Genomic DNA, 15304 nt, shown 5'->3' on the forward strand with positions numbered 1-15304 from the left:
AAACGGAAATGAACCAGTCTGGCGCATGAAATCGTGGGAACGGTTCAGCTCGTCCGTTCCCCACAAGAGAGGGGAGAGCTGTGGAAAAGAGAGCGCGAGAGAAAACCGGTGAGAGGGGAGAGAATAAGCAGCTTGCTGCGCTCTCTCCCCTCTCAAAGAGGTTGTCGCTCGCACACCGGTAGATGGGTCATGCGTGACCCATCCGGTTAATCAAATAGAACAACACACATCTCCCCAAGACATCGGTAAACCCGTACTGCGTATGTGGCGCACGCAGAGCATTATAGAATGCACAAAAGAAAATGGTTCCCCAAAAGAGCAAAGCGCATCCCCAGCACGCAGATTATAAAAGAACACAGAAAAGGAACAGGTCACCAAAGGTAAAACGCTCCTGCGTATCCCCAACACCCAGAGCATAAAGGACAAGCCATAACCAGACAGTCACGCAAAGATCAAAACCTCCTTCCTCCTTTACTTTTCCCCTGAATTATGCTAAAATAAAGGCAACTACAAAAAAGGAGCCAGCCATGTACACAGGAACCTACCGGATCGCCGGGCGGAGCATTGCCATCGAGAGCCAGTACCCGGATGTCCACGCCTACTGCGCCGCCTACCGGCATGCAGGAGAGCCGGATTTTACCATTCGGATCACCCCGGCGGATATCGACCGGGAACGGGACAAGTCCGCCCGGGAGGATCAGCGGCAGGGCATTGCCCCCCGTGCCTTTCCGGAGGGATATCTGGAGGAGCTTGCGGTGTACCGACAGATCGCCGACCGGATGCCTGCCTATGACACCCTGCTGATCCACGGCTCCGCCATTGCGCTGGACGGTGCCGCATACCTGTTCACCGCCAGAAGCGGTACGGGGAAATCCACCCACACCCGGTTCTGGCGGCAGACCTTCGGCAGCCGGGCGGTGATGATCAACGACGACAAGCCTCTGGTGGGGCTGACGGATGCAGGGGCGGTGATCTATGGCACCCCCTACAACGGCAAGCATCGGCTTGGGGAAAATCTGTCCGCCCCCCTGCAGGCAATCTGCATCCTGGAACGGGGGGCGGAGAATACCATTCGCCCCATTTCCTCCGGAGAGGCGTACCCCCTGCTGCTGCAGCAGGTGTACCGACCCGGAGATCCGGCGGCGCTGGGGTTGACCCTGAAGCTGGTGGACAGGCTGCTGACCCAGGTGCGGCTGTACCGGCTGGCGTGTAACCTGGATCCGGCGGCGGCGCAGGTGGCATATGATGGAATGAAGGGATGCATATCATGAAACTGAGCAAGGATTTTCTGCTGCACCACAATGGGGAGGAGTGCCTGGTGGTATCCACCGGCAATGCCGCATTTGCCGGACTGGTGCGGACAAACAAAACCGCCGCCCGGATTCTGGACTGTCTGGCGAAGGGCGCTGACCGGGCACAGATCATTGAGAATCTGACAGCCCGGTATGATGCCCCCAGGGAGCAGATTGCCGGGGATGTGGATCACATTCTGGAGCAGCTGCGCCGGATCGGTGCCATTGATGACTGAGTCCTCCATCCGCCGGGAGCTTGCCGCCCACGGCAGTCTGGTCTACACCAACGTGGGAGTCAGCATGCGCCCTCTGATCCGGCAGGGCAGGGATCTTCTGGTGATCCGCACCTGCACCGGCAGGCTGCGTAAGTACGACATTCCCCTGTATCAGCGCCCCTCCGGTCAGTATGTGCTGCACCGGATCGTCCGGGTGCTGCCGGATGGGTATGTGCTGTGCGGGGACAACTGTACCCAACTGGAGCATGTGACGGATGACCAGATTTTAGGCGTGCTCACCGCCCTGGAACGGGACGGCAGGACGATCCCCATGACCGCCCCCTCCATGCGGCTCTATGGGCGGCTGTGGGTGGGGTTGTATCCTCTGCGCCTGCCGGTGCTGCGGCTCCGGGATTGGCTGCGCCGGAAAAAACGCCATTTGCAAGGAGGGTAGCCCATGGAGCAGACCATTACCGCCGCCCGGGATCTGTTCTATTTGTTCAGCTGTCGGCTCCGGGACATTCCCTGTGACCCGGCACGGCTGGAACAGATGCAGCTGCGTCCCATGCTGTCTCTGGCACAGCAGCATACCCTGGGCGCAATGACATGCATGAGCTTTGAGCATGCAGGCTTGCTGGAGCGGCTTTCTCCGGAGGATGCCGCCGCCCTGAAAACCATCCGGGACAAGGCAGTGCGAAAGGTGCTGCTGCTGGATGCAGGACGGCAGGAGCTGTTTCGCTTTCTGGATGCAAACCACATCTGGCACATGCCACTCAAGGGCGTGATTTTAAAGGACTGCTACCCGGTGCTGGGCATGCGGCAAATGTCCGACAATGACATTCTCTACGACAGTGCCTGTCAGCAGCAGGTGCGGGATTTTATGATTTCCCGGGGATACACCGCCGTGAAGGTGGGAAAAAGCCACGAGGATGTATACCAGAAGCCCCCGGTGTATCACTACGAGCTGCATACCCGGCTGTTTGATCCCCACAGCACCTACGCCTATGCCTACTACGGAGACATGCTCCGGCGGTGCAGCCGGCAGGGGTATCTGTACGCTATGACCCAGGAGGATTTCTACCTGTACTTCCTTGCCCACGCCTATAAGCATTACTCCGGCGGAGGCACAGGATTGCGGCATCTGCTGGACTGTTGGGTATTTCTGCAAAAGCATGGGGATGCTCTGGATTGGGCTTACATCCGCCGGGAGCTGAAGCTTCTGGGACTGACGGATTTTGAAGCGGAAAGCCGGAGTCTGAGCCTGGCGCTTCTGGATGCGCCCCAGCGTACCCTGACAGAGGAGGAATCCCGGCAGCTTGCCTACTTCATCTCCTCCGGCACCTACGGCACCAGGCAGCGCTGGGGGGAGAACATGACTGCCGCCCGGATGCAGCAGATGCACATGGATCCTGCCGCTCCGGACAAAAAACGATACCTTTGGCATCGGCTTTTTCCCGGGGAGGCATATTACCGAACCTATGCGCCCTTCTGCGTCAGGCATGTGTGGGCACGGCCCTTTTTCGGGGTGTACCGGTTGTTCCGGATGCTGCTGGATCCCCGCCGCCGCCGCCGTGTACAGCAGGAAACCAAGACCCTGCAAAAGCAGAGTTCCCAGAAGCGGGATTGACATGCTGGCTTCCCACAAAAAAACAGCGGACTGCTCCGAAAGGAACAGTCCGCTTTGTGTGTGGGGTGGAACAGGACTTATGCGTCCTCGTCCGTCAGATGTGCCAACTGGCGGCAAACTGCGGTAATGTCAGTGGAATCCACACTGCCGTCCTGGTTGTAGTCTCCGTTTGCAACGCCCTGTACCGTGATCTTCACGGTGTCATCCTGCGCTACATAACGAGCCAGAAGCACTGCGTCATTGATCTCTACCACGCCGTTGCAGTCCACGTCTCCTGCCAGGAAATCGCCGCTGGGCGCAGTGGTTGCAGCAGTGGTTGTGGTCGTAGTGGTAGTTGTGGTGGTATCCTGGGGAGCGGTGGTTACCGGCTCCAGACCGTCCACGATGGAGTAGTATGCAGGCTTTGCCTTGAAGTCCTTGTCGAACAGCAGGGGCAGCTGACTTGCACGCCAGCTCTGGTCGTCCGTAACGCCCCAGAAGATTACAGCGGAGATACTGTCGGAATATTCCACCAGTGCGTCCATAATATCGCTGTAAACCTGCGCCTGGGTTTCCAGACCTGCCTCGCTGGTGTCGCTGGTGGTAATGTCCAGCTCTGTTACCTGGATATCCAGACCCAGTGCCGCAAACTTTGCCAGCGCCTTCTTATACTGTGCTGCGGAGGGGAAGTTGGTTGCCAGGTGGGACTGCATGCCGATGCCGTCGATCAGTCCCTTTGCCTTCAGATCCGTTGCCATTTCGCAGATGGCGTTGGTCTTGCCGTCAATGTACTCGTTGTAGTCGTTGTAGTACAGCTTGCAGCCCTCGGGCGCATACTGTCTTGCGAACTTGAATGCATACTCAATGAAGGAGTTGTCTCCGAACACCTGTACCCATGCGGAGTTGCCGGTGGTGGTGTTGTTGGAGCCTGCGGTACGGGGCTGTCCGCCGTCAGTCCAAGCTTCATTGACCACGTCCCAAGCGTAGAAATCCACAGTGGGATACTGCTCAGCCAGGGCTTCCATCACGTTCTTGATGTAATTTTCCATACGCTGGATCATGACTTCCTTGGATACCCAGTCTCCGTCGTCGCTGAAATTCTCCTTGAAGAACCAGTCCGGAGTCTGGCTGTGCCATACCAGGGTATGCCCTCTGACGGGAATGTTGTTGTCCCGGCAGTAGTTGAGCAGTGCCTTTGCGTTGGTCAGAGAGATCTGGGGGTTGGTCTGATCCCCGTCATTTGCCTCCATATAGGCAAGGGTAGCCGCCTTGTCCAGGACGAAATCCGGCTTCAGCTCGTTGCCGAAGGTGATACTTTCATTAAAGTGCCTTTCCACCAGTCCCATGAAGGGCTTGGATGCCAGGTTGGAGGATCCGATAGCAGTACCGATCTTGAAGTAGGGCCGGTATACGTCCGCCAGGGAAGCGATATCCTCTAACTCCACCTCGGGAGCCTCTGTAATGGTGAAATCGTCCACATAGATGTTGACGCTTGCATCGCTTGCCTCAAAGTACAGATACCAGTCGGTGGTGTCTGCCGGGAAGCTGAATTTCACGTTTTCATAGGCAGTCCACTCGCCCTGGCTCACCTGTCCCAGAATGTTGCCGTAGTGAATATTGCCGTCAGCGTCCGTGTACTGCATGCTGAGGGTCAGGGTTGCGTACCAGGGCGTCATAGCGTAGGCGTTGACTACATATTCGGTGTTGGCTTCGATCAGATTGTCCAGCGCTAGCTGGGGCCCGTTCCAGTTTTTTGCACGGGTGCTGACGCACAAGGACTGACTGCCTCCGTGTGCCTGCTCGGTGGTCAGCTCCAGGGTCTCGTCCTCGCCTCTGCGGGTGAAGTCGAAGCTGTCCCCCTCAAAGTCGGTGCTGTAGATTACCTTGGCGTCTGCCGCAGTTGCGGCGGGTACTGCGGTCAGGTTGACTGCAGTGGCGGTTGCCAGCATGGCTGCACTGGTCAGTCCTGCCAACAGCTTTTTCGTGATGGCTTTGCTCATGGTGTGTAACCTCCCTGTTTTTTGGCGCAGCGGTTCAGTCTGCGCATGATTTGCGGCGGTGCCAATCTGCATATGTGTGCGGCATCGTCCTTGCCGGCGGTCCCCTCGACTGCCTAACATGGCTATTTTACCACATTTCGCCGATACTGTCAACGTGGATTTGCATCATTTTCCCCCACCGTTTTTGGTGATTTTGCCGGAGCTTCTTTATGTCTCACTGCCACAGGCAAGCCCTGCATGCAAAAAAGAGCATGCGTGCCGCATGCTCTGTTCGTTATTTCAGTCTCTCCCCGATATCCTCGATGGACAGAGTGGCAATGGCGTTCAGCTCCGGGCCGCCCCGCATGCCGGCAAGGTAGTTGAAATACCCCTGGCAGGCGATCATAGCTCCGTTGTCGCCGCACAGGGACAGGGGCGGCATATATAAGGTATACCCGGCTTTGTCACACGCCTCCGTCAGTGCCTGCCGCACCCCGGTATTGGCGCAGACGCCCCCTGCTGCCGCAATGGCACGGTACCCCAGATCCCTTGCCGCCGCCATGGTCTTTTCTGTCAGCATCCCGGCGATCCGGTGCTGTACGCTGGCGGCAAGATCCGCCGACCGGAGGGACTCCCCCTTTTGCCTGGCGTTGTGGGCAAGATTGATGACTGCGGTTTTCAGCCCGGAAAAGCTCATATCATAGGCACTGCCTGCCACGGTGGGACGGGGCAGGGCATATCCCTCCGGATTCCCCTCCCTGGCGGCACGGTCAATGTGCACCCCTCCCGGATAGGGGAATCCCAGCACCCGTGCGCATTTGTCAAAGCATTCCCCTGCCGCATCGTCCCGGGTTCTGCCGATGACCCGGAATTCCGTATGGCTCCGCACCTCGATGATATGGCTGTGACCGCCGCTTGCCACCAGACACAGATAGGGCGGCTCCAGGCTGGGGTGGGCAATGTAGTTGGCGGCAATGTGCCCGGAAATGTGATGCACCGGCACCAAGGGCTTTCCCGTTGCCATGGCAAGCCCCTTTGCAAAGCTGACCCCCACCAGCAGTGCTCCGATCAGCCCCGGCGCATAGGTCACTGCAATGGCGTCGATCTGCTCCAGGGTCACCTCCGCATCCCGCAGCGCCTGCCGTACCACCCCCAGCACATTCTCGCAGTGCCGCCGGGAGGCGATCTCCGGTACCACGCCGCCGTACAGCTTGTGCTCCTCGATCTGGGAGGACACCACGTTGGAGCGGATATCCCTGCCGTCCACCGCTACGCTGGCAGCGGTTTCGTCACAGGAGCTTTCAATTCCCAATATATACATGTCAGATCATCCTTTTTCTACATCTTTCCGCATGAGCAGTCCGTCCTCATCCGGCTTGTGATAATACCGGGGGCGCACCCCCACCTGCCGGTATCCCAGGGACTGATACAGGGCGATGGCAGGGGCATTGCTCTGCCGCACCTCCAAAAAGTAGGAGGAAACCTGCCCCTCCATCCATGCCTCCATGGCAAGCAGCAGCCGTTTTCCGATGCCCTGCCGCCGATAGGCTGCCCCTACCGCCACCGTGTTGATGTCCGCCGTTTCTGCCGCAAAGGCGATGTTCACAAATCCGGCAACCTGTCCTTCCCGGAGGGCAACCAGGGTCAGCGCCTGGGGATTGGTCAGCTCCGACCGGAAGGCAGCCTCGCTCCATGGCTCGGAAAAGCACGCCTGCTCAATGGCTGCCACCTGTGCCACATGGCACGCCTCCATCAGCAGGATGGTCTCATCCCTTTGCGGCATACCAGCTCTCTCCCTTTCCAACCTCCGCTGTCAGGGGCACTGCCATGTCCCAGGCATGCTCCATCTCCTCCCGGAGGATCACCGCCGCCCGGTCAGCGTCCTGTACTGCGGCTTCTACGATCAGCTCATCGTGCACCTGTAAAATCAGCCTTGCGTCCAGTTGCTCCCTGGCAAGCCGCCGGTACACCCGGATCATGGCGATCTTGATGATGTCCGCCGCCGTGCCCTGGATGGGGGTGTTCATGGCGATGCGCCTGCCTGCCGCCTGCTGGATCTTGTTGTGGCTCTTTAATTCCGGCACCTCCCGGCGTCTGCCGAACAGGGTGGATACAAAGCCGGTGCGTTCCGCATCCTCCACAATGCGGGTCATAAACTGCTCCACCCTGGGGAAGTTCTCCAGATATCGCTTGATGTAGCGATCCGCCTCCCGGACGGATACCCCGATGTCCTGGGACAGGGAGTATGCCCCGATGCCGTAGATGATGCCGAAGTTCACCGCCTTGGCTGCGCTCCGCATCTGGGGGGTCACTGCCTCCCGGGGCACCCCGAACACCTGCGCCGCCGTGGAAGCATGAATGTCCGCACCGCTCAGGAACGCCTGCTGCATGTTTGCGTCCTCACAGAGATTTGCCAGGATCCGCAGCTCGATCTGGCTGTAGTCCGCATCCAGCAGGATCCGCCCCCGGGGGGCTACGAAAAACTTCCGCATTTCCTTGCCCAGCTCCGTGCGTACCGGAATGTTCTGCATATTCGGTTCCGTGGAGGAAATTCTGCCGGTACGGGTCTCGGTCTGCTTGAAGCAGGTGTGGATCCGCCCGTCCGGGGCAACGGTTTTCAGCAGCCCTGCCACATAGGTGGAATTCAGCTTGGTTAGCTGCCGGTACCGGAGGATCAGACTCACGATGGGGTATGCGCCCCGGAGCTTTTCCAGCACCTCTGCGTTGGTGGAAAAGCTGCCGGTTTTGGTTTTTTTCTTCCCCTGGGGATGGGGGATCTCCAGATCCTCAAACAGTACCTGCCCCAACTGCTTGGGGGAGGCAATGTTGAACTGCTTCCCTGCCAGGGTGTAGATCTCCTCCTCAAGCTGCCGGATCTCTCCGGACAGCGCATCCCCGAACCGGCGCACTCCATCCTGGTCTACCAGCACCCCGGTATGCTCCATGGAGGCAAGCACCTCCACCAGGGGCAGCTCGATCTCCTCCATGAGCCGGGTCAGCCCCTCCGCCTCCAGCTTGTTCGCCAGAGCATCGCACAGCCCGGGCAGGGCGGCAATGTCCGCCGTATCCCCCATGTCTTCCTCGTAGGGCAGGTGGAAGCTGCGGCACAGCGCCGGGATCTCGTAGGATGCCTTGGTGGCTTCGTGCAGGTATGCGGCAATGGCGCCGTCAAAGCACAGTCCCGTCAAGCCGCTGTCTGCCGCAAAGGCATACCGGTACACAGGCTTTGCGTCAAAGCTGCGCTTTTTGCAGCCGGATGCCAGAAACGCCAGGATCAGCCCCTGTTCCCGGGTGGTGCAGATGCATGTGCCCGTGTGGATATATAAGGTATCCTCCCGGAGCAGGAAATCCACCGGCTGTTCCCGGTCTGTCAAGCCGTCCAGCATGCTCCGGTCAAAGGGCTGCACCACTTTGCACAAGGAGATCGCCGGGGCGTCCGGCTCCGGTTTGCTTTGTACCGGGGCAGCCTCCAGCTTCAGCTTGTCCAGCAGCTTGAACAGCTCCAGCTCCGTCAGCAGGGCGGATACGCTCTCCTTGTCCGGCTCCTTCAGCCGGTACGCTGCCGGATCCTGGGGAATGGGGGCATCCTTTACGATGGAGGCAAGCCACTTGCTTTCCTCTGCGGATGCCTTCCCCCCGGACAGCTTGGCGTATGCCCCTTTGGTCAGCCCTGCCTCGTCCAGATGGGCGTACAACTCCTCAATGGTGCCATAGGTCTGGATCAGTCCCGTGGCGGTTTTCGGGCCGATGCCCGGTACCCCCTTGATGTTGTCGGAGCTGTCCCCCATCAGCGCCTTCAGATCGATCAGATGCACCGGGGCAAACCCATACTCCTCCCGGAATCGCTCCTCCGTATAGGGAATGGTCTCCTTGTTGGTGGCAAGATCCACCCGCACATGCTCCCCCACCAATTGGAGGCTGTCCCGGTCTCCGGTGAGGATCACGCAGTCCTCTCCATGCTCCGTACAGATCCGGGCAAGGGTGCCCAGAATGTCGTCCGCCTCAAAGCCCTCTGCCTCCAGCACGGTGACGCCCATGCCCCGCAGCAGCTCCTTCACCGGGGCAAGCTGCTGTGCCAGCTCCTCCGGCATGCCCTTCCGGTTGGCTTTGTAGGATGCCACCGCCTTATGCCGGAAGGTGGGACTCCGCAGGTCAAACGCCACCGCCACCCCATCCGGCTGCACCTGTGCCGCCTCCTTCAGGTAGATGTTGAAAAACCCGAACAGGGCGTTGGTGGGCACACCCTTGCTGCTTGTGAGCATACGGATGCCGTAAAACGCCCGGTTCAGGATGCTGTTGCCGTCAATTGCCAGCAGAGTCATAGACTGTTCCTCCATCGATTTTTCTATTATATATATTTATAGTATACCACAAGGGCGCCCCATTTGTCCATAAAAAAAGACAGAAGCCCGGCTCCTGTCTATATGTCGCTGTCCTGATCGGTGAGGGCATCCTCAAAGGCCTGGTACAGGATCTGCATTTGTTCAAACAGTTGCTTGTACGCCTGCTCTCCGATCCGTTCCATCACCGACAGCCCGATCCGCCGCCGTGCCTGCAATGCCCGGTCGTACAACTGCCTGCCCGCCTTGGTCATGGTGATATAAGTGATCCGCCGGTCGGTAATGTCGCTGACCCGGGAGACGGCGCACTTTTCCTCCAGGGATTTCAGCAGCTTGGACACTGCCGGGGTGGTGACCTCCAGGGCGGCGGCAAGCTCCGAGATCTTTACGGCGCCGCTGGGGCTTTTTGCGATCAGATGCAGCAGCATGAACTCCGGCCGGGGCAGCCCCTCCACCTTATAGCGGGCGTTGAGCTTGTTGAACCGATCCAGTACGGCGATCCACTCCACCTCCAGGGACTCTACCTCCACAGGGCTGCACCTGCCTTTCTGCTTTATAATAGTACATTGCCGGATGGGTTCCGGGTTCAGTTCCTTTAATCGTACCATATCCCCCCCTGATTTGTCAATGCGGCAGGAGCAAAAACAACAAACATGCACAAAAAATAAGATATCATTTGTGCAAAACGCTGAAAATGCAAAAACCACTTGACAACATGGTGCGGGCGTGGTATCTTATATTTAGCACTCGGATAGATAGAGTGCTAACAGAGCATCCGGACGGGTGCTAACTTGAAAGAAGGAGTGAGGCTATGGACGACCGCAAGCTGAAAATTCTGGCTGCTGTCGTGGATGAATATGTGCAGACCGGCGAGCCCGTCGGTTCCAAGACCATCGCTGCACTGCCTCATATCAATGTTTCTGCGGCAACGGTGCGCAACGACATGGCGGTACTGGAGCAGTTAGGACTGCTGGAACAGCCCCACACCTCCGCCGGCAGAATCCCCACCTTCAACGGCTATCGGCTCTACATCGACAAGCTGATGACCACCGAGGCGCTTTCCGAAAAGGAGCGGCAGCGGCTGGACGATATGCTGGAGGCGCAGGGTGCTCTGACCGAGGAGCTGCTGATCCAGAGCGCAGGCACAGCCCTTGCGGAGCTGACCCAATGCGCAGCGGTAGTGACCAATGCAGCACCGAAGTTTTCCATCATCTCCAAGGTGGAGGTAATCCCCACCGGCAAGCGGCTGTATGTGATCCTGCTGATTACATCCAACGGCAGCATCAAAAACAAAGCCTGTCGGCTGGAGTTTGATCTGAGCAATGAGCAGCTTGAATTTTTCACACATTATATGGAGGAGAACCTGGAGGGCGTATCCGTTGAGGATCTGTCCGAACAGCGGCTCCAGGATCTGATCGCCGCACTGGGCGCATATATGACCACCCTTTCCCCTTTGGTACAGGGACTGTATGAATTGTCCCGGGATCTGAAGCAGAAGGAAGTCACCGTCAGCGGCGCACGGAACCTTTTAACCTGCAGCGAGCTTGAAAAAATGGATATCGTCCAGTTCATGGAGCACACGGACACCGTGATCCCTCTGCTGGATGACGCATTCAGCGGCGTGCAGGTGCTCTTCAGCCAGGAGAGCAATAATTTCGTCATCGGCAATTCCAGTATGATCGTATCCAAGTACCAGAAGGGCAATCAGCCTGCCGGTGCGCTGGGGGTCATCGGGCCGATGCGGATCAATTACGCAAAGATCATTCCCTATATTGAATATTTCACACAAAAGCTGACGGATCTCATTTCCGATGAGGACGAACATGAGCCGGGACAGCATTAGAACAGAAGGGGTGCAACCGATGAAAAAAGAACAGGATCTGACCGAGGAAACCACCGCCGGACAGGAGCCGGAGGAGGCTGCAAAGGCAGCGGAGTCGGAAGCTGCGGCAGCGCAGGAGGCGGAATCCGCTTCCCAGCCGGAACAGGCAGAGCAGCCGGAGATCAAGCAGACCAGGACGGAACCGGATCCGGCGGAGCAACTGGCGGCGGAAAAGGACAAGTACCTGCGGCTGTACGCCGAATACGACAACTACCGCAAGCGCACTGCAAAGGAAAAGACCGAGACCTATTCCCATGCCACTGCCGCAGCGGTGGAAACCCTGCTGCCGGCGCTGGACAGCTTTTCCCTGGCGCTGGAGGCTGCTTGTACGGATGAAGCCTACAAGACCGGCATGGAAAAGATCTATACACAGCTCAACGAGGCGCTCAAGAAGCTGGGCGTCCGGGAAATGGAAGCTCTGGGAACTCCCTTTGATCCGAATTTCCACCACGCCATCAAGCAGGCGGCGGATACGGAATACGAAGAAGGCATGGTGTGTCAGGTATTCCAGAAGGGCTATCTGATCGGGGATCGGGTGATCCGCCACGCAATGGTGGCAGTTGCCCAGTAGCCCCGGATGAAACATCCAAAACCGAGTAAACTATCTTTATCAGAACAGAAAGCATAGAGAGGAAGATTTATTATGGCAAAAATTATTGGTATCGACCTTGGTACAACCAACTCCTGCGTAGCCGTTATGGAAGGCGGCAATGCAGTGGTAATCCCCAACGCTGAGGGTGCAAGAACCACCCCGTCCGTTGTGGCATTCTCCAAGAACGGCGAGCGTCTGGTAGGTCAGGTGGCAAAGCGCCAGGCTATCACCAACCCGGATAAGACCGTAAGCTCCATCAAGCGTCACATGGGCTCCAACTACAAGGTAGAGATCGAGGGCAAGTCCTACACGCCCCAGGAGATCTCCGCTATGATCCTGCAAAAGCTGAAGGCAGACGCTGAGGCATACCTGGGCGAGAAGGTTTCCGAGGCGGTTATCACCGTTCCCGCATACTTCACCGACAGCCAGCGTCAGGCAACCAAGGACGCAGGTCAGATCGCAGGGCTGACCGTCAAGAGAATCATCAACGAGCCTACTGCTGCGGCTCTGTCCTACGGCATCGACAAGGAAGAGGAGCAGAAGATCATGGTATTCGACCTGGGCGGCGGTACCTTCGATGTATCCATCATCGACATGGGCGACGGGGTTACAGAGGTTCTGGCAACTGCCGGCAACAACCACCTGGGCGGCGATGACTTTGACCAGCGGATCATTGACTGGATGACCTCCGAGTTCAAGAAGGCAGAGGGCATTGACCTGACCGGCGACAAGATGGCAATGCAGAGACTGAAGGAAGCCGCAGAGAAGGCAAAGATCGAGCTGTCCTCCACACCTTCCTCCAACATCAACCTGCCCTTCATTACCGCAGACGCAACCGGTCCGAAGCATCTGGATCTGACCCTGTCCCAGGCAAAGTTCAATGAGCTGACTGCGGATCTGGTACAGGCAACCATGGGCCCGGTAGATCAGGCGCTGCATGACAGCGGTCTGAAGGCCTCCGATCTGGATAAGGTGCTGCTGGTAGGCGGCTCCTCCAGAATCCCGGCGGTGCAGGAAGCTGTAAAGCAGAAGATCGGCAAGGATCCCTTCAAGGGCATCAACCCGGATGAGTGCGTAGCACTGGGTGCAGCATACCAGGGCGGCGTCCTGGGCGGCGACGTAAAGGAAGGTCTGCTACTGCTGGATGTTACTCCGCTTTCTCTGGGTATTGAAACTGCCGGCGGCGTATGCACCAAGATGATCCCCAGAAACACCACCATCCCCACCAAGAAGACCCAGGTGTTCTCCACCTATGCAGACAACCAGCCTGCGGTGGATATCAACGTACTCCAGGGCGAGCGTGAATTCGCACGGGACAACAAGCAGCTTGGCACCTTCCGTCTGGATGGCATTGCACCGGCGCCCCGTGGTATCCCCCAGATCGAGGTAACCTTTGATATCGATGCAAACGGCATCGTACACGTTTCCGCAAAGGATCTTGGCACCGGCAAGGAGCAGAATATCTCCATCACCGCTTCCACCAACATGAGCGAGGCTGACATTGACAAGGCTGTCAAGGACGCTGAGAAGTATGCGGAGGAGGACAAGAAGCGCCGTGAGGCAGTGGATGCCAAGAACAACGGCGAGAACCTGGTGTTCCAGTGCGAGAAGGCAATGACCGACTTCGGCGACAAGGTAACCGATGCGGACAAGGCGCCCATCACCGAAAAGTGCAATGCACTGAAGGAAGCCCTCAAGACTGACAATACCGAGGAGATCAAGGCAAAGACCGAGGAGCTGCAAAAGGCATTCTACGACCTGTCCGGCAAGGTATATCAGCAGGCAGGCGCAGCACAGGGTCAGCCGGACATGGGCAACATGGGCAACATGGGCGGCATGAACGGCGGCAGCAGCAATCCGGGCGGCGATGACGGCGACGTGGTAGACGCAGACTTTACAGAAGCGTAAGCATATGCTACAATAGGAATAGAGAACATGGGCGGACCTGGTTTCCGCCCTGTCTCCGTACATGGACGGCGGCGGAGGGCGTCAGCAGCTGCGTCGAGGCATCATGTATTTTCGTGAAAGGAGATATGCATTCCCTGAAGGGAACGCATGACCGGAATTATGGCTGAAAAACGAGATTATTATGAAGTGCTCGGCGTGCAGAAGGACGCTGACGAGGAAGCGATCAAAAAAGCGTACCGCGCCATGGCACGAAAGTACCACCCTGATCTGCATCCGGGCGATAAGGAATGCGAGGAAAAGTTCAAGGAGGTCACCGAGGCATACGAGGTGCTTTCCGACCCGGAGAAGCGTCAGAAATATGACCAGTTCGGTCACGCCGGTGTGGATCCCAGCTACGGCGGCATGGGCGGTATGGGTGGCATGCAGGGCGGCTTTGCCGACATGGGAGATATCTTCGAGAATCTCTTTGGCGGCGTATTCGGCGGCTCCCGCAGCTCCAGTGCCAATGTCCCCAGACAGGGCAAGGATGTGAACGTGGGGCTGAATATTGACTTTATGCAGGCGTGCAAGGGTATGCGTGCAGAAGTGAAGGTCCAGCGAATGGAACGCTGTGCAGACTGTGCCGGTACCGGTGCGGCGGCCGGTTCCTCTCCGGAGGTATGCCCGGACTGCCATGGCAGGGGCACGGTGAAGATCAATCAGCGCACCCCCTTCGGCATGATCGCCCAGACCAAGACCTGTCCCCACTGCGGCGGCAAGGGCAAGGTCATCAGCAATCCCTGCAGCAAGTGCAAGGGCGCAGGCCGGGTACGGGTGGCAAAGACCATCAACGTGGATGTGCCTGCGGGCATCGACAACGGTCAGACCCTCCGGGTGTCCGGCCAGGGTGATGCAGGCATCAACGGCGGCCCCAGCGGCAACCTGAACGTGGTCATCAATGTGCGTCCCCATCCCCTCTTTGTCCGGGACGGCTACGATGTACACTGCGAGATCCCCATTACCTACACCCAGGCGGTCATGGGGGACGATATCACGGTGCCCACCATTGACGGGCATGTCAAGTACCATGTGGGCGAGGGTACCCAGACCGGCACCGTGTTCCGGCTCAGGGGCAAGGGTGTGCGCCGGCTCCATCGGACGGACAACGGCGACCAGTATGTGAAGGTAGTCGTGGAAGTGCCCAAGAATCTGACCAAGAAGCAGAAGGATCTGCTGAAGGCGTTCGAGGATTCCCTCAGCGACAAGAATTATGCCAAGCGACAGTCCTTTTTTGAAAAGCTGAAGGGCTTGTTTGATGCGAAATAATGCAAGCGCCGTCTCCGGCTGGGAGGCGGCGCTTTTTGTGTGCTTTTCCGGGTGACCATCTTTTCCGGGCTTGTCTTTTATGCTCTGCGTGCTGGGCACACTTTGCCGTTCTGCTTTTTGAGTGACCGCCTGCTTGCGACTTGTTTTTGATGCTCTGCGTGCTGCGGATACGCAGTACGGTTTTA

Annotated in this window: 13 protein-coding genes; 8 read left to right on the forward strand and 5 right to left on the reverse strand. The window is 58.1% G+C overall.

Annotated features, from left to right (window positions below; translation table 11 throughout):
* The first annotated feature begins 527 nt into the window (after positions 1-527).
* The 4 genes from RUM_RS01620 to RUM_RS01635 are packed head-to-tail and all read left to right on the forward strand — an operon-like array spanning position 528 to position 3134.
* Positions 528-1271, forward strand: coding sequence for a hypothetical protein (locus RUM_RS01620; protein WP_015557482.1), 744 nt, complete (start codon positions 528-530; stop codon positions 1269-1271).
* Complete coding sequence (locus tag RUM_RS01625; RefSeq protein ID WP_015557483.1) at positions 1268-1528, forward strand: PqqD family protein; 261 nt, start codon at positions 1268-1270, stop codon at positions 1526-1528. Before RUM_RS01620 ends, RUM_RS01625 begins: the two co-directional genes overlap by 4 nt.
* Entirely contained in the window at positions 1521-1961 is a 441-nt protein-coding gene (locus tag RUM_RS01630; RefSeq protein WP_015557484.1) for a S24/S26 family peptidase, read from the forward strand. Before RUM_RS01625 ends, RUM_RS01630 begins: the two co-directional genes overlap by 8 nt.
* 3 nt (positions 1962-1964) lie before the next feature.
* The gene (locus tag RUM_RS01635) at positions 1965-3134 is read left to right on the forward strand and encodes a nucleotidyltransferase domain-containing protein (RefSeq protein WP_015557485.1); all 1170 of its coding nucleotides are present in this window, start codon (positions 1965-1967) and stop codon (positions 3132-3134) included.
* 77 nt (positions 3135-3211) lie between these two features.
* Here the strand turns inward: RUM_RS01635 and RUM_RS01640 are convergent, their stop codons facing one another.
* The 5 genes from RUM_RS01640 to RUM_RS01660 form a co-directional block, all read right to left on the reverse strand.
* Complete coding sequence (locus RUM_RS01640; protein WP_015557486.1) at positions 3212-5113, reverse strand: endo-1,4-beta-xylanase; 1902 nt, start codon at positions 5111-5113, stop codon at positions 3212-3214.
* Between the two features lie 274 nt (positions 5114-5387).
* A complete protein-coding gene (gene tsaD, locus RUM_RS01645; RefSeq protein WP_015557487.1) occupies positions 5388-6413 on the reverse strand; it encodes a tRNA (adenosine(37)-N6)-threonylcarbamoyltransferase complex transferase subunit TsaD in 1026 nt (341 codons plus the stop codon).
* 6 nt (positions 6414-6419) lie between these two features.
* Positions 6420-6875 carry a ribosomal protein S18-alanine N-acetyltransferase gene (gene rimI / locus RUM_RS01650; protein WP_015557488.1) on the reverse strand — a complete coding sequence of 152 codons (456 nt, stop codon included), beginning with the start codon at positions 6873-6875 and terminating at the stop codon, positions 6420-6422.
* Positions 6859-9414 carry a DNA polymerase I gene (gene polA, locus RUM_RS01655; protein ID WP_015557489.1) on the reverse strand — a complete coding sequence of 852 codons (2556 nt, stop codon included), beginning with the start codon at positions 9412-9414 and terminating at the stop codon, positions 6859-6861. The genes rimI and polA overlap by 17 nt, the downstream gene beginning before the upstream one ends.
* Before the next feature lie 98 nt (positions 9415-9512).
* Positions 9513-10040 carry a MarR family winged helix-turn-helix transcriptional regulator gene (locus RUM_RS01660; protein ID WP_015557490.1) on the reverse strand — a complete coding sequence of 176 codons (528 nt, stop codon included), beginning with the start codon at positions 10038-10040 and terminating at the stop codon, positions 9513-9515.
* 203 nt (positions 10041-10243) lie between these two features.
* Between RUM_RS01660 and hrcA the strand changes: the two genes are divergently transcribed.
* The 4 genes from hrcA (at position 10244) to dnaJ (ending at position 15119) form a co-directional block, all read left to right on the forward strand.
* Positions 10244-11275 carry a heat-inducible transcriptional repressor HrcA gene (hrcA, locus tag RUM_RS01665; protein WP_015557491.1) on the forward strand — a complete coding sequence of 344 codons (1032 nt, stop codon included), beginning with the start codon at positions 10244-10246 and terminating at the stop codon, positions 11273-11275.
* A 19-nt stretch (positions 11276-11294) separates the two neighbouring features.
* Positions 11295-11885: a nucleotide exchange factor GrpE gene (grpE, locus tag RUM_RS01670; RefSeq protein WP_015557492.1), complete on the forward strand. Its 591-nt coding sequence runs from the start codon at positions 11295-11297 to the stop codon at positions 11883-11885.
* Between the two features lie 72 nt (positions 11886-11957).
* Positions 11958-13814: a molecular chaperone DnaK gene (gene dnaK, locus RUM_RS01675; RefSeq protein WP_015557493.1), complete on the forward strand. Its 1857-nt coding sequence runs from the start codon at positions 11958-11960 to the stop codon at positions 13812-13814.
* Positions 13815-13973: 159 nt separating this feature from the next.
* A complete protein-coding gene (gene dnaJ / locus RUM_RS01680; protein ID WP_041326483.1) occupies positions 13974-15119 on the forward strand; it encodes a molecular chaperone DnaJ in 1146 nt (381 codons plus the stop codon).
* The last annotated feature ends 185 nt before the right edge of the window (positions 15120-15304 follow it).

Origin of the sequence: Ruminococcus champanellensis 18P13 = JCM 17042, assembly GCF_000210095.1 — a bacterium.
Classification (GTDB): Bacteria; Bacillota; Clostridia; order Oscillospirales; family Ruminococcaceae; genus Ruminococcus_F; species Ruminococcus_F champanellensis.

Coding starts and splice junctions, on each gene's coding strand:
- tsaD (WP_015557487.1), bottom strand. CDS start 6,413: ATGTATATATTGGGAATTGAAAGCTCCTGTGACGAAACCGCTGCCAGC.
- grpE (WP_015557492.1), top strand. CDS start 11,295: ATGAAAAAAGAACAGGATCTGACCGAGGAAACCACCGCCGGACAGGAG.
- hrcA (WP_015557491.1), top strand. CDS start 10,244: ATGGACGACCGCAAGCTGAAAATTCTGGCTGCTGTCGTGGATGAATAT.
- RUM_RS01635 (WP_015557485.1), top strand. CDS start 1,965: ATGGAGCAGACCATTACCGCCGCCCGGGATCTGTTCTATTTGTTCAGC.
- RUM_RS01640 (WP_015557486.1), bottom strand. CDS start 5,113: ATGAGCAAAGCCATCACGAAAAAGCTGTTGGCAGGACTGACCAGTGCA.
- rimI (WP_015557488.1), bottom strand. CDS start 6,875: ATGCCGCAAAGGGATGAGACCATCCTGCTGATGGAGGCGTGCCATGTG.
- RUM_RS01630 (WP_015557484.1), top strand. CDS start 1,521: ATGACTGAGTCCTCCATCCGCCGGGAGCTTGCCGCCCACGGCAGTCTG.
- polA (WP_015557489.1), bottom strand. CDS start 9,414: ATGACTCTGCTGGCAATTGACGGCAACAGCATCCTGAACCGGGCGTTT.
- dnaK (WP_015557493.1), top strand. CDS start 11,958: ATGGCAAAAATTATTGGTATCGACCTTGGTACAACCAACTCCTGCGTA.
- RUM_RS01620 (WP_015557482.1), top strand. CDS start 528: ATGTACACAGGAACCTACCGGATCGCCGGGCGGAGCATTGCCATCGAG.
- RUM_RS01625 (WP_015557483.1), top strand. CDS start 1,268: ATGAAACTGAGCAAGGATTTTCTGCTGCACCACAATGGGGAGGAGTGC.
- dnaJ (WP_041326483.1), top strand. CDS start 13,974: ATGGCTGAAAAACGAGATTATTATGAAGTGCTCGGCGTGCAGAAGGAC.
- RUM_RS01660 (WP_015557490.1), bottom strand. CDS start 10,040: ATGGTACGATTAAAGGAACTGAACCCGGAACCCATCCGGCAATGTACT.